Source organism: Bradyrhizobium sp. AZCC 2176 (assembly GCF_036924645.1).
GTDB lineage: Bacteria > Pseudomonadota > Alphaproteobacteria > Rhizobiales > Xanthobacteraceae > Bradyrhizobium.
The window spans coordinates 6,446,430-6,458,864 of record NZ_JAZHRX010000001.1 but is presented as its reverse complement, the minus strand read 5'-3'; the positions used below and the strand labels follow the sequence as shown (position 1 = coordinate 6,458,864).

The window sequence follows — 12,435 nt, the reverse complement described above, 5'->3', positions numbered from 1 at the left end:
GCCGTCGGGCGGGTTTTCTCATTGTGCTGTTTTCTCATTGTGCTTGCGAAGCGCCAAGTTCGGACGTAGCTTCTCCCCACCGGGGACAAAGCAGGCTCCCCGTCAGACGGCCACCGTCCAAGCTCTGCGCACTCGACGTGTCGAGGATTGCGCATGTACGGAAACCGGCCGAATCTTTTTCAAATCATCAAGCTGTATCTGAGCGCCGTCCTTGCCACGTGCACGCTCGCGTTCGCGCCGTTGTCCGCGAGCGCTGAGACAGGAGCCGCCATGATAGCCATCGATCGCATGACGCCGGGATCAGCTCCGGCGGGATTCAAGTTCGCGCGGACCGGCCGCGGCCAGCAAGGCGAATGGACCGTCACGCCGGATCGAACGTCTTCCACGGGGCAGACCATCGAGCAGACCAGCACCGACCGGACGGACTACCGGTTTCCGCTGGCGATCCTTGAGGGCCTGTCGGCTGCCAATGTCGACGTCGAAGTGCACTTCAAGGCGGTAGCCGGCAAGACGGATCAGGCCGGCGGCATTGCCGTGCGGCTGCAGGACGCGGACAACTACTATGTGGCCCGCGCCAATGCGCTGGAGGACAACGTCCGCTTCTATCGCGTCGTGAATGGCCGGCGCGAACAACTCGATGGCGCCAATTTGAAGGTCGCGCCGAATGAATGGCATACGCTGGGCCTCCGCGCAGAGGGCCATCGCTTCACCGTTTCCTTTGACGGCAAGAAATTATTCAGCGCAACGGACAAGACTTTTGTGCAGGCCGGCGGCGTGGCCCTGTGGACCAAGTCGGACAGCGTGACGCGCTTTGACCAGGTGAAGATGAACGTCTTGCCTTAATGGGATGCCGGGATGACCGATATCGCGACCGAACCGAAGGCCTCCGCCGGAAGCGCGCTGATCTCGCGGCTCTACGTTGCGCGCGGTCTACGCGGATTCGGCGACGGTTTTGCCATCATCATCCTGCCGGCCTATATGACGGCGCTCGGATACGACGCCGTCGCGGTCGGCATCGTGGCGACGGCGTCGCTGTTGGGAACGGCGCTGCTGACGCTGATCACAGGCTGGATCGCGCCGCGCCATGATCTGCGCGCGCTCCTGATCTTTGGCGCAGGTCTGATGGCTGCCACCGGCCTTGCATTTCCGGCCGTGGAGCACTTCGCCTTGATCGCGCTCGTCGCGTTTATCGGCACCATCAACCCCTCCGGCGGCGATCTCGGCGTGCTGGTTCCGCTCGAGCACGCTGTGCTGGCAAAGAGCGCAACCGACGACCGACGCACGCAGGTGTTTGCCCGCTACAGCCTCATCGGCGCGCTCTGCACCGCCGCCGGCTCGCTTGCAGCAACCTTGCCTGATCTCTTGATTTCGCACGGCAGTACCACGCTCGGCGCGTTCCGCCTGATGTTTTATGCGTACGCGGCGCTCGGGATGCTGAGCGCGGCGCTGTATCGTTACGTGCCGCACGCCCGCGGTGAGGAGAGGGCGCCACAGACGCCGCTCGGCCCCTCGCGCGGCACCGTCTACAAGCTCGCGGCGCTGTTCAGTATCGACGCCTTCGCGGGCGGCTTCGTCGCCCAGTCGTTGCTGGTGCTCTGGTTGTTCGAGCGCTTCAACCTCTCGCTGTCCGCGGCCGGATTGTTTTTCTTCTGGTCGAGCACGCTGAGCGCGTTTTCCTATCCGGTCGCGGCCTGGATTGCGAAGCGCATCGGGCTCGTCAACACGATGGTGTTCACGCATATTCCCTCCAGCATCTTCCTGATCCTGGCGGCGTTTTCGCCGAACCTCTATCTGGCGCTGGGGTTGCTGCTGTTGCGCTCGGCGCTGTCGCAGATGGACGTGCCGACCCGCACCTCCTACGTCATGGCCGTGGTAACGCCGGCGGAACGCCCGACGGCCGCCAGCGTCACCGCCGTGCCGCGCAGCCTCGCATCCGCGATCAGCCCGGCGATTGCGGGCGCGCTACTGATGACGTCTTTTACGGGGCTGCCGCTGGTGGTCTGCGGCACGCTCAAGATCGCCTACGATCTGGCGCTACTGTTCTCGTTCCGCCATATCAAGCCGCCGGAGGAGCAGGGGCGTTAGACTACCAGCCTGGCGCGCCGTTCTTGTTGGCGGTCTTCAGGGCGATCACTTCGTCAGCCGTTCGTCCCTCATGGGGAAGGGGCTCCATCAATCGTCGTTCGTCACGGCGATGCGGCCAGTGCGCCAGGATGACCTCGGGAGAGTCGGTTGTGTGGCACTCCTCGGAACGAAAGGCGATTTTCTGGTTCGCCTGGACCTGGTATTTTGCCGCTTGGGCGAGCCAGTACCATTTTTTGTCGGGTTGGCTGAGCGCGCGCTGTCGACACTCAGCTTCCAATTCACGTAGGCGGGTTTCTTCTTCCATGGCCCAATTCCGAGGGTTGGCTTTTCCTCATGCCAAAAACTTCTTAGCGGCACGCTAGGGATGTCCATGGCAATTTATTGAAATTATGGAATGGTTTGATGCGATGCTTGTGCGTGCGATCGCATCCAGGCGCAAACTGGTCCGCAAACGACTGTCTGCCCGATCAGCATGCCTCGCGGCGCTGGAAAGAAGCACCGCGATCTGGCGGAACCCTCGCACCCCGCCATCAGCCCGGCCATCTCAGGCGCGCACCAAGCCGCCTGAGAAAAAGGGTCTGACCGGCCGACCGGTCAATGCTGTGCGACGGCCGTCTTGTCGAGCGCGGTGCGAACGCTGCGCGCCAGTTTCAGGGCATCGTCGTTGGCCCAGAAGTGGACGAAAAACATCCGCGGCTCTTCTGCGAGCATGTGACTGTGGATCGCCGTGACTTCGATATCGCCGGCACGCAGCGCCCGGATCAACGGATTGACCTCGCTCCCCGTCACCAGGAAATCGCCTGTTATGGCGGCCTTGCCGCCGCCAGTCGGTTGAAAGTTGATGGCATTCGCACCGCCAAGCGCGGCGTTCACCTGCATTCCGTCTTCCCTGGCCGGGTCCCGCCGTGGAATGCCGTACTGGTAGACGCCGCCATTCACGGTACCCCTGGCGCCCATCGCCTCGTCGATCCCTGCGGTATCGAGATCGATCGCCGGCGGCGCGGCTGTGGCGGTGGTGGCCGGCGGATCGAACGGCGTCTTGCTCGCCGACGAAAGCGCGGCACGGATGGCGCTTGCCATCTTCTCGGGATCGCCGTGCCCGGCCACATGCATGTAGAAGGTCGCCGGAGAGGCACGGAGCACGTGATTGTGGATGGCGGTGATCTCCAGCCCGCTGTCCAGCAATTTGGTCATGACGGGCGAGATCTCGGTATCGAGCAGCACCAGGTCGCCCATCAACATGGCCTCTCCCTGCATGGGCGCAAAGGCAACCCAGCCTCCGAGCGCCAATGCCGGCTTGATCGCGACACCGTCGAGCGTGACACGCAGGTCGGATCGCGGCAGCCCGTAACGGTGCACTTCGCCGCTCACCGTGGCGGTCTTGCCGAGGGCGGCGTCTACTTTCTTCCAATCGAGGGCATCGGCGCGGGCGGCCTGAGACAGCAGCACGGTGCCGAGCGCGAGTAGCGTAATGGGGTGTTTCATGGCGTCTCTCCGGATTGCGTGTGCGCCCCAAGAATGTTCGGCCGCCATAGCGATATTTCCGGCGATGCGCGCTACTGCGCGGCCGAATTTTGACTGAATGTCGGATGAGCTGGAAAAGGACATGCGCGTGCGCCCCCTCGTTGAACCGGGACGCGATACTTGGGCATGTCGCCTCGTGGGGGGATCGCAAGCCCCCATGGCAGCATCACAGCCAAACCGTGATAGGCTGTCAAATAACCGGGCCGTTAACGCCGCGGCCGCCTGGAAGTTGCGGGCGCGAATCCGATATTTGGGCGCAGGATTCGGGCGATATCTCCGAGGATGACCATGCACTCACATTCAATTGACCAGTGGACCCACGATCACGTGTTTCTGGGTTCCCGCCATGACCGTCACGAGCGCCGGACCCGGCTCGTGGTCGCGCTGACCGCGACCATGATGGTCGGCGAGATCGTCGTCGGATGGCTTTCCGGATCGATGGCGCTGTTGGCCGATGGCTGGCACATGGCGACCCACGCCGCCGCGCTCGGGATTGCGGCGCTGGCCTATCTGTTCGCGCGCCGGCAGGCAGGCAACTCGCATTTCACGTTCGGCACCGGCAAGTTCGGCGATCTCGCCGCTTTTTCCAGCGCGATCATCCTGAGCATGATCGCGGTTCAGATCGCCTATGAAAGCGCGGTCCGGCTGCTTCGTCCGGTGCCGATCGCCTATGGCGAGGCGATTGCGGTCGCAGCCCTCGGTCTCGTCGTCAATATCGTCAGCGCCTGGCTGCTGCGCGATGATCACGACCATCATCATGGTCATGGCCACGATCATGATCATGCTCACTCCCCTAGCCATCATCATCACGACAACAATTTGCGCGCCGCCTATGTCCACGTGATGGCCGATGCCGCAACCTCGATCCTCGCCATCGCGGCGTTGCTGGTGGCGATGTATGCGCAATGGGTGTGGGCCGATCCGGCGGTGGGAATCATCGGCAGCCTCGTGATCGCGAGCTGGGCCTACGGGTTGCTGCGCGCGTCCGGTGCCGTGCTGCTCGACGTCAATGCGGACAAGAATCTCGAAATGGTCATCCGCGACCGGCTCGAGACCAAGGGCGATCGCGTCACGGATCTGCACCTCTGGCAGGTCGGTCCGGGCCATCGTGCCGCGGTGATTTCCGTGGTCTCCGACCACCCGCTGCCGCCGGCAACCTACAAGCGCCGGCTCGACGGCCTGCGCGGTCTTAGCCACGTCACGATCGAGGTCGAGACCTGTCCGCACGCGCACGCTTAAATCGTCAGGGCGACGCCTGAGAGCAGAAGCAGTAGCAGCACGACCTTCCGGAACGAAGCCTCGTCGAGCCGGCCGTACAGTTTCAGCCCAAGCCAGGTGCCGGCGAGCAACGCCGGCAATCCGATCAGGAACAGCTTGATCGTGTCCGGCGTGATCGCGCCCTTGGCGCCGATCCACAGCGCGCTCATCAGGAAGATCGCAACGGCCACCGGCTGAAACACCGTGCGCTGTAGATCTTTGGGCCAGCCGCGCAGCCCGCACCAGATGGTGACGAGGATTCCTGCGAGGCCGGTGATGCCACCAAGCACGCCGTTGAGGAATCCGATGCCGGCGTCCGCTACAGCGCCGCCGGCTTCGACCTTCGGGATCGCGGGACGCAGCAGCGCATAGAGGCTGTAGAGCACCAGGAAGGCGCCGACGCCCATGCGCACATGGGCGGGGTTCGCCCAGGTCAGGATGCCGACGCCGACGGGAACGCCGAGCGCGGCGCCGGCCACGAACGGCCAGAGTTTCTTCCAGTCTAGCGCGCCACGCAGCTTCCAGACCGAATAGCCCTGCACGAGCAGCCCGAATGCGATGATCAGCGTCGCGGTTTGCAGGGGAGTAAGGAAGTAGAGCCAGATCGCCGAGACGACGAGGCCGAAGGCGAAGCCGGTGAGGCCGGCGACAACCGCGCCGGCAAAGGTCGCGAGAAGAAACAGCGTCAGTTCGAGTGTCGTGCCATCCATGTGCCCGCTCCACAAAAAAGCGAGCAGCGCTTGAATGGGATCACCATTTGACGGGGAGGCTGCGATATCCCCGCAGTCAGGTTATGCCCGGCATGACCTCGCGCGCAAGATGCACCGTCTGGCCTGCTGGCGATGACCGCGCTGCTGACAGTTGCTGCCATGCTGACACCTGTCGCCATCCGGCAGAAAGATTCACGCGACAAACGCTTTTTGCTCGCGCACCGATCTGTTGCGATCATATGTTCAGCCAAGCGCTGCGGCCGATGGCGCGTTAGAATGCGGAGAGACGGCGTGGGCGAATGGGTTGGGGTCACGATCGCGCTGGTCTCGAGTTGCCTCGGCGGCACCGCGGCGGCGATCACGCGCTATCTCGCCGGCAACACCGATCCGATTACGCTTGCGATCCTGCGCTGGGGAATTGGCTTTTGCTGCGTGCTGCCAGTGACGCTATTGCTGAAAGCGCGATGGCCGCAACGCCGGGACTGGCCGGCCGTCGCCGCGCTGGGCTTTTGCTTCTTCGGCGTGTTCTTCGTCCTCTACAACATCGCGATGTCCTACACGACCGCGGCGCGCGCCTCGCTCGCGCTGGCGACGCTGCCGCTGCACACCATGGTGGTCGGCGCGCTGCTCGGCATCGAGCCGCTGACGAAACGGAAATCGATCGGGGTCTGCGTCGCGGTATTCGGTGTCGCCGCCGCGCTCGCGACGGGATTGTCGGCCGCGCCGCCGGGAGCTTGGCGTGGCGAACTGATCATGACCGCGGCTGTTTTGTGCATGGCGTTCTACAATGTCTGGTCTCGCCCCTTCATCCAGCGATCGAGCGCGCTTGGCTTCCTGACGGTCGGCATGGGAACTGGTGCCGCGGCGCTGATCGTGGTCGGGTCGCTGACGGAGAGCGTCACGGCGTTGAGCCAGTTCAGCACGCCGCAATGGACCGCCGGCATTTATCTCGGCGTTGCCGGCGGCGCGCTGGCGTTCATCCTGTGGGTGCTGGCGCTGGAACGGGCGTCGCCGACGCGTGTCGCCAACACCATGACTGTCAATCCGCTCGCGGCGGGGCTGCTCGCGACGCAGTTGGTCGGCGAGCCGATCACGCCCAATCTCGTGCTCGGTCTTATTGCGGTATTCGCCGGCATCTGGATCGCAACGTCGGAAGTCAGGAAGCCTTGAATGCGCGTGACGCTCACGCCGCCGCAATGGCCTCGATCTCGATCAGGAAATCCGGGCCGTAGAGCTTCGACACCTCGACCAGCGTGACCGCAGGCGCGGCTGGCGGCGTCACCAAGGCGAAGAAGCGGTTTCGGGCTTCGCGATAGGCTCCGAGATTATCCTTTCGGTGAGGAATACCGTGAGCTTTACCAGATTGGCCGGCGTGCACTGGCTCGCCTCCAGCGCAATCGTGAGGTTTCGAAACACCTGTTCCGCCTGGGCGGCGAAATCATTCCCGCCGACCACATTGCCGTCGCGATCGAGCGCGGTCTGGCCGGCGATGAAGACGATGCGCCCCGCCTTCACCTCGACGATCTGCGAATAGCCGGGCGGCGTTCCGAGTTCGGGAGGATTGATGCGGGTGATCATTCAGGCATCCTCCTCTTTCGTCGCGCTTCGAGGTGGCGGTGCGCGCAGCAGCAACAGTGCCAGCAGCGCGGAGAGACTGAGCGCCGACGACACGATCAGGATGTGGCTACCCATGACGTCGATCAAGAGGCTGAACGCTAGCGGGGCGCCGGCCTGCGCGATCCGCGCCGGGGCGCCGATGATCCCGAGGCGGTAGGCGTAATTCTGCGGACCGAAGATTGCGAGCGGCATGGTGCCGCGCGCGATGGTCAAAATGCCGTTGCCGGTGCCGTGAAAGACGGCGAACACGCTCGCCGCGCCGCCGCCTGCCAATCCGATAATGGCGGCACCGATCGGATGCGTCAGGCAGGCCAGCCGGCCCGACACCAGCGGGTGATACCGCGACAGAAAGCTTGCCTCGAAGATGCGCGCCGCTACCTGCGAGGGACCGATCAGTGCGCCAGCGGCGACTGCCTGCAGCGATGTCGCGCCGGCGGCTTCCAGAATCCGCGGTAAATGCGCGGCCATCGCGCCGGTGACGCTCCACGCCGCGGCGAAGGCAAACGCCAGCAGGATCATGGTGCGGTCGAGCGGAATGTGCGGCTTGACGGCAGCGGCAACCGCCGCCTTCGCGCCGGCAACCGGCGGCAGCATCAGCCAGTTGATCGGCAGCCCGATCAGGACGTGCGCCGCCGCCCACGCAAAGCAGGTGTTGCGCCAGCCGATGGTTTCGAGTCCCCACGCGGTCAGCGGCCATCCGACGGTCGAGGCGAAGCCCGCGATCAGGGTGATGCCGGTGATCGAGCGCCGCGCCGCGTCGCCGTAGATGCGGCCGAGTGCGCCGAACGCGGCGTCGTAGAGCCCCGCACCCATACCGATGCCGAGCAGGAGCCAGGCCGTAAGCAGCACCGGTATCGAATAGGTGAGGCCGAGCAGCGTCAGCCCCGCGGCCAGCACGAGGTTGGAAAGTGACAATACGGACCGGCCGCCGACCAGGTCGATCTGCCGGCCGATCCGCGGCCCGAGCATGGCCGAAATGACCAGCGAAGCGGAAAAGGCGGCGAAGATCCAGTTCGAGGACACGCCGAGATCGCGCGCGATCGGATCGGCGAGGATCGCGGGCAGGTAATAGCTCGAGGCCCAGGCCAGGGTCTGCGTGGTGCCGAGCGCGACAATGATGGAAAGCTGGCTGCGATTCACGGCATCTCTCTTCTCGACCAATAGAGCGCCAGCGGCCCGAGCAGGATAACCGGCACTGTCAGCATGTAGCCGGCAGCACCCGAGCCGGCCAGCAAGCCCGCCTGCGCGCCGCTCAACTTCCATTCCGGAATCAGGAATGCGGCGAGAGTAGACGGCACGACGACGTGCGGGAGCAGGCTGCCGAGCCGCCCCAGGCACATCGCGACAATGATGGATCGGCCTTCCAGCGAGATTCCGCTCACTCCCCGTTGGTCAGGACGCGCAACCGCACCCCCTCTTGCCGTCCTGCTTTGCTTTCTCGTCCGCGGCGCAACACGCGTCAACATCCGATAATGCAGGGCCACCGCAACAATTGCTGGCATCTGGCGCAAGCGACCGGTTGCAAACGCCGGTCTCCGGCAGCACAAGTTCGACCCGCTCTGCGGCCGTGCGATCGCCGGCGATGTCGGCGGCGATCGAGCGCACCTGCTCGTATCCCGTGAGCATCAGGAAGGTCGGCGCACGGCCGTAGGATTTCATGCCCGCGAAATAGAAGCCGGGTTCGTCCTGTGCCAGTTCACGTGCGCCGTGCGGCCGCACGGTGCCGCAGCTATGCTCGTTGGGATCGATCAGCGGCGCCAGCGCGACCGGACATTCGATCGCCGGATCGAGCCGGATGCGCAACTCGCGCGCAAAGTCGAGGTCCGGGCGAAAGCCCGTCGCGACGATGAGTTCGTCGACCACAGCCCGACGGGCCCTGCAGCCCGATATGGCACCGACGACAAGGCGAGGGCCGTCGGCGACGAGATGCGAGACGCGAAATTCGCTTTCCACCCTGACCCGGCCTGCCGTTACCAGCGCGGCAAAGGCTGCGCCAAGTTCGCCGCGGGCGACCAGCTTGTCATTGGCGCCGCCGCCAAATGCCTTGGCGGGATCGCTGCCGCGCAACAGCCAGACCGGTCGGGTTTCGGGTACTTCTGCCGCAAGCCTCGCCAGATCGGTCAGCGTGCCGATCGCGGAATGCCCGGCGCCCAGCACCGCGACGGTCTTGCCGGCATAGCGCCCACGGTCCTTACCCAATACGTCGGGCATGCCATAGACGATCCTGTCGGTGGCCTCCGTTTCGCCGATGGCGGGGAGGCCGTTCGCGCCCGCCGGATTCGGCGAATGCCAGGTGCCGGATACGTCGATGACCGCATCGGCCTTGACGATTTCAGGACCTTTCCCGTTCTGATACCGGATTTCGAACGGCGCCGTTTCGCGGCCCCTGGTCTTGAGCTTGTCAAAGCCCGCCCGGCTGATACCGGTGACGCGGCTCGACGTGCGGATATGGGCCTTGAGCGCGGTGTTGTTGGCGAGCGGCTCGAGATAGCGCTCGACCATTTCGCCGCCGGTCGGGTACTGCTCGGGTTCGGGAGAGTTCCAGCCGGTCGTCGCCAGCAGCCGCGCCGCCGCTTTGTCGACGTTGTATTCCCAGGGCGAGAACAGTTGGACGTGGCCCCATTGCCGCACGGCGTGGCCGACCTTGTCGCCTGCTTCCAGTACGATCGGCTGCAGGCCGCGCTCCAGAACATGGGCGGCGGCGGCGAGGCCGACCGGCCCGGCTCCGATGATTGCGACGGTCTTCGCTTCGCTCATGGCATTCTCCCATAAAACTGGAAATATCGAAATACAGGTCGTAAACGATGACGCTTATGCCGCCGTCTTGGCATCCTTTGTTTCGGCGCTTTCGGTGCAGCATTCGGCGACCAGAAATCCCACCAGCTCCCGCATCACTTCGTAGTTGGCGTGGCAGATCAGCGTGGTCGCATCGCGCACCTGGGTCACAAGGCCCACCACCACCAGCGCCTTGATGTGGTGGGAGAGGGTGGAGGGCGCGATCTTCAGCTTCTCCTGCAGACGCCCGACCGCAAGCCCGGCACCGCCGGCGCGGATCAGCGCGCGGTAGATTTTGAGCCGGGTCGGATTGCCCAGCGCTTCGAGATGTGCGGCGGCGTCGTCGATTTTCATGGCGGCCATCCTTTCACGCGAATCCAGTCCCGTCAACCGTATTTCTAGAAGTATAGAAATATCGGCGACCGGCATCCTTGTCTTGGAGTTGACAGGAAATAATATATCGATAAGTCTAGATATATGGAATCGGAAAAAGCCATTCTAGCGCTGGCCGCCCTTGCGCAATCCACCCGGCTCGATGTGTTTCGCCTATTGACGAAGCACGAGCCGGAGGGGCTCCCTGCCGGCGACATCGCCAGGGCACTCGCGGTGCCGCAAAACACCATGTCGTCGCATCTGGGAATCCTGTCCCGCGCCGGGCTTGTGACGGCGCAGCGCTTCAGCCGATCGGTCGTCTATCGCGCCGATCTCAAGGCCTTTCAGGCCGTCGTGCTCTTCATGCTCCGGGATTGTTGCGATGGGCGCCCCGAGATCTGCGGGCCATTGATCGAAGATCTCACGCCTTGTTGTCCACCGAAGCCGAGGAGGAAGGCCAATGCCTGAGCGCATCTACAACGTTCTCTTCCTGTGCACTGGAAACACCGCCCGTTCGATCCTGGCGGAATCGATCCTCCGCAAGGACGGTCGCCGCAATTTTCGCGCCTTCTCCGCCGGCAGTCAGCCGAAAGGGACGGTCAATCCGTTTGCGATCAAGGTGCTCAACCGCCTCGATTACCCTACAGACGAATTGCGCTCGAAGAGCTGGGAGGAGTTCGCGGGCAGCGACGCACCCGTGATGGATTTCGTCTTTACGGTTTGCGACAATGCGGCTGGCGAGGCCTGTCCGATATGGCCGGGGCAGCCGATGACGGCGCATTGGGGTATTGAGGACCCGGCGGCCGTTGAGGGAACGGACATCGAGAAGGAAGCGGCTTTCGTCGAGGCGTTCCGCTATCTCAAAAATCGGATCGCCGCCTTTACGAGCCTGCCGCTGGAGAGCATCGACGCCCTGTCGCTGGGTACCCGGCTGCGCGACATCGGCCGCATCGCTGGCTCGACGTCAGGCCAAGAGAAGGCGAGCTAATGTCCGAATTTGATCTACCGCGCCGGCTCGCGGCCGAAGCACTCGGCACTGCGCTGTTGGTTGCGACCGTAGTCGGCTCGGGCATCATGGCCGAGAGCCTGACCAAGGACGTCGCGCTGGCGCTGCTCGGCAACACGCTGCCGACCGGCGCGATTCTCGTGGTTCTCATCACCATTCTCGGGCCCATCTCGGGCGCACATTTCAATCCGGCGGTATCGCTGGTCTTTGCCCTGAAGGGTGAACTGACGCCGCGTGATGCGCTGGGCTACGTTGCTGCGCAGGTGGCGGGCGGGCTTGCCGGAACCATGATCGCGCATGCGATGTTCGCACTGCCGCTGATCGATGCCTCGCTGAAAATCCGAACCGGCGGCGCGCAATGGCTCGCCGAGGGCGTCGCCGCCTTCGGCCTTGTCGCGACCATCCTCGCCGGCATCCGGTTCAACCGTTCCGCTGTGCCCTGGCTGGTCGGCCTCTACATCACGGCGGCCTACTGGTTCACAGCATCCACCTCGTTTGCCAATCCGGCCGTTGCCATCGCGCGCTCGATGACCAATACGTTTTCTGGTATTCGCCCCGCCGATCTTCCCGGCTTTATCGCGGCGGAGCTGTGCGGCGCGGTCGTGGCGCTGATCTTCATGAGCTGGCTGCTGCGCGGGGCGGACGAGGCGGTAAAGACCAGGGAGGCCCGGCCATGAGCGTCACGATCTATCACAACCCCGCCTGCGGGACTTCGCGCAACACGCTGGCAATGATCCGGCAGAGCGGCGAGGAGCCTGAGGTGATCGAGTACCTGAAGACGCCGCCAAGCCGCACGCGGCTGGTCGAACTGATCGGAGCGCTCGGCATCTCGCCACGCGAGCTGCTGCGCGAAAAAGGCACGCCTTACGCCGAGCTTGGCCTCGCCGATCCCAAATGGAGCGACGACGAGCTGATCGATTTCATGATGGCGCACCCGATCCTGATCAACCGGCCGATCGTGGTGACGCCCAAGGGCGTACGGCTATGCCGGCCGTCGGAGCTGGTGCTCGATCTGCTCGACAACCCCGTCCAAGCCTTCGTCAAGGAAGACGGCGAGGCGGTGACGCGCGCGAAGGGTTGAGGGGCGCG

General features: G+C 64.3%; 16 protein-coding genes. 8 read left to right on the top strand and 8 right to left on the bottom strand.

All coding sequences use genetic code 11. From position 1 onward, the window contains the following. Positions 1 to 270 precede the first annotated feature (270 nt). Entirely contained in the window at positions 271 to 843 is a 573-nt protein-coding gene (locus tag V1288_RS30625) for a hypothetical protein (protein WP_334360571.1), read from the top strand. A 12-nt stretch (positions 844 to 855) separates the two neighbouring features. Next, a complete protein-coding gene (locus V1288_RS30620; protein WP_334360570.1) occupies positions 856 to 2,085 on the top strand; it encodes an MFS transporter in 1,230 nt (409 codons plus the stop codon). Between the two features lies 1 nt (position 2,086). Here V1288_RS30620 and V1288_RS30615 read toward each other — a convergent pair whose 3' ends face one another. Both V1288_RS30615 and V1288_RS30610 read right to left on the bottom strand, forming a co-directional pair. Next, positions 2,087 to 2,389 carry a hypothetical protein gene (locus V1288_RS30615; RefSeq protein ID WP_334360569.1) on the bottom strand — a complete coding sequence of 101 codons (303 nt, stop codon included), beginning with the start codon at positions 2,387 to 2,389 and terminating at the stop codon, positions 2,087 to 2,089. 290 nt (positions 2,390 to 2,679) lie between these two features. Continuing rightward, the gene (locus tag V1288_RS30610) at positions 2,680 to 3,570 is read right to left on the bottom strand and encodes a DUF1259 domain-containing protein (protein ID WP_334360568.1); all 891 of its coding nucleotides are present in this window, start codon (positions 3,568 to 3,570) and stop codon (positions 2,680 to 2,682) included. Positions 3,571 to 3,897: 327 nt separating this feature from the next. On the opposite strand from V1288_RS30610, the gene dmeF reads away from it, so the two are divergent. Continuing rightward, on the top strand, positions 3,898 to 4,848 hold the full coding sequence (gene dmeF / locus V1288_RS30605; protein WP_334360567.1) for a CDF family Co(II)/Ni(II) efflux transporter DmeF: 951 nt from the start codon (positions 3,898 to 3,900) through the stop codon (positions 4,846 to 4,848). On the opposite strand, the gene V1288_RS30600 is transcribed toward dmeF, so the two are convergent. Beyond that, positions 4,845 to 5,576, bottom strand: a complete 732-nt coding sequence (locus V1288_RS30600; RefSeq protein WP_334360566.1) for a sulfite exporter TauE/SafE family protein — start codon at positions 5,574 to 5,576, stop codon at positions 4,845 to 4,847. The two genes, dmeF and V1288_RS30600, sit on opposite strands and share 4 nt — an antisense overlap. 291 nt (positions 5,577 to 5,867) lie before the next feature. Between V1288_RS30600 and V1288_RS30595 the strand changes: the two genes are divergently transcribed. Then, the gene (locus V1288_RS30595; protein WP_334360565.1) at positions 5,868 to 6,746 is read left to right on the top strand and encodes a DMT family transporter; all 879 of its coding nucleotides are present in this window, start codon (positions 5,868 to 5,870) and stop codon (positions 6,744 to 6,746) included. Between the two features lie 108 nt (positions 6,747 to 6,854). On the opposite strand, the gene V1288_RS30590 is transcribed toward V1288_RS30595, so the two are convergent. The 5 genes from V1288_RS30590 to V1288_RS30570 are packed head-to-tail and all read right to left on the bottom strand — an operon-like array spanning position 6,855 to position 10,322. Beyond that, the gene (locus V1288_RS30590) at positions 6,855 to 7,154 is read right to left on the bottom strand and encodes a RidA family protein (protein WP_334360564.1); all 300 of its coding nucleotides are present in this window, start codon (positions 7,152 to 7,154) and stop codon (positions 6,855 to 6,857) included. Next, positions 7,155 to 8,333, bottom strand: coding sequence for an MFS transporter (locus V1288_RS30585; protein WP_334360563.1), 1,179 nt, complete (start codon positions 8,331 to 8,333; stop codon positions 7,155 to 7,157). Then, positions 8,330 to 8,575, bottom strand: a complete 246-nt coding sequence (locus tag V1288_RS30580) for a hypothetical protein (RefSeq protein WP_334360562.1) — start codon at positions 8,573 to 8,575, stop codon at positions 8,330 to 8,332. Before V1288_RS30580 ends, V1288_RS30585 begins: the two co-directional genes overlap by 4 nt. Before the next feature lie 10 nt (positions 8,576 to 8,585). Beyond that, complete coding sequence (locus tag V1288_RS30575; protein ID WP_334360561.1) at positions 8,586 to 9,950, bottom strand: NAD(P)-binding domain-containing protein; 1,365 nt, start codon at positions 9,948 to 9,950, stop codon at positions 8,586 to 8,588. A gap of 54 nt (positions 9,951 to 10,004) precedes the next feature. Further along, positions 10,005 to 10,322 (bottom strand): ArsR/SmtB family transcription factor, encoded by a 318-nt coding sequence (locus V1288_RS30570; RefSeq protein WP_334360560.1) that lies wholly within the window; start codon positions 10,320 to 10,322, stop codon positions 10,005 to 10,007. Between the two features lie 123 nt (positions 10,323 to 10,445). On the opposite strand from V1288_RS30570, the gene V1288_RS30565 reads away from it, so the two are divergent. Genes V1288_RS30565 through arsC form a run of 4 tightly spaced genes read left to right on the top strand, consistent with a single transcriptional unit; the run spans position 10,446 to position 12,427 of the window. Beyond that, positions 10,446 to 10,808, top strand: a complete 363-nt coding sequence (locus V1288_RS30565) for an ArsR/SmtB family transcription factor (RefSeq protein WP_334360559.1) — start codon at positions 10,446 to 10,448, stop codon at positions 10,806 to 10,808. Further along, on the top strand, positions 10,801 to 11,328 hold the full coding sequence (locus V1288_RS30560; RefSeq protein ID WP_334360558.1) for an arsenate reductase ArsC: 528 nt from the start codon (positions 10,801 to 10,803) through the stop codon (positions 11,326 to 11,328). Before V1288_RS30565 ends, V1288_RS30560 begins: the two co-directional genes overlap by 8 nt. Then, the gene (locus V1288_RS30555) at positions 11,328 to 12,023 is read left to right on the top strand and encodes an MIP/aquaporin family protein (protein WP_334360557.1); all 696 of its coding nucleotides are present in this window, start codon (positions 11,328 to 11,330) and stop codon (positions 12,021 to 12,023) included. The genes V1288_RS30560 and V1288_RS30555 overlap by 1 nt, the downstream gene beginning before the upstream one ends. Continuing rightward, entirely contained in the window at positions 12,020 to 12,427 is a 408-nt protein-coding gene (arsC, locus tag V1288_RS30550) for an arsenate reductase (glutaredoxin) (protein WP_334360556.1), read from the top strand. Before V1288_RS30555 ends, arsC begins: the two co-directional genes overlap by 4 nt. The last annotated feature ends 8 nt before the right edge of the window (positions 12,428 to 12,435 follow it).

Coding starts and splice junctions, on each gene's coding strand:
- V1288_RS30625 (WP_334360571.1), top strand. CDS start 271: ATGATAGCCATCGATCGCATGACGCCGGGATCAGCTCCGGCGGGATTC.
- V1288_RS30620 (WP_334360570.1), top strand. CDS start 856: ATGACCGATATCGCGACCGAACCGAAGGCCTCCGCCGGAAGCGCGCTG.
- V1288_RS30615 (WP_334360569.1), bottom strand. CDS start 2,389: ATGGAAGAAGAAACCCGCCTACGTGAATTGGAAGCTGAGTGTCGACAG.
- V1288_RS30610 (WP_334360568.1), bottom strand. CDS start 3,570: ATGAAACACCCCATTACGCTACTCGCGCTCGGCACCGTGCTGCTGTCT.
- dmeF (WP_334360567.1), top strand. CDS start 3,898: ATGCACTCACATTCAATTGACCAGTGGACCCACGATCACGTGTTTCTG.
- V1288_RS30600 (WP_334360566.1), bottom strand. CDS start 5,576: ATGGATGGCACGACACTCGAACTGACGCTGTTTCTTCTCGCGACCTTT.
- V1288_RS30590 (WP_334360564.1), bottom strand. CDS start 7,154: ATGATCACCCGCATCAATCCTCCCGAACTCGGAACGCCGCCCGGCTAT.
- V1288_RS30575 (WP_334360561.1), bottom strand. CDS start 9,950: ATGAGCGAAGCGAAGACCGTCGCAATCATCGGAGCCGGGCCGGTCGGC.
- V1288_RS30570 (WP_334360560.1), bottom strand. CDS start 10,322: ATGAAAATCGACGACGCCGCCGCACATCTCGAAGCGCTGGGCAATCCG.
- V1288_RS30565 (WP_334360559.1), top strand. CDS start 10,446: ATGGAATCGGAAAAAGCCATTCTAGCGCTGGCCGCCCTTGCGCAATCC.
- V1288_RS30560 (WP_334360558.1), top strand. CDS start 10,801: ATGCCTGAGCGCATCTACAACGTTCTCTTCCTGTGCACTGGAAACACC.
- V1288_RS30555 (WP_334360557.1), top strand. CDS start 11,328: ATGTCCGAATTTGATCTACCGCGCCGGCTCGCGGCCGAAGCACTCGGC.
- arsC (WP_334360556.1), top strand. CDS start 12,020: ATGAGCGTCACGATCTATCACAACCCCGCCTGCGGGACTTCGCGCAAC.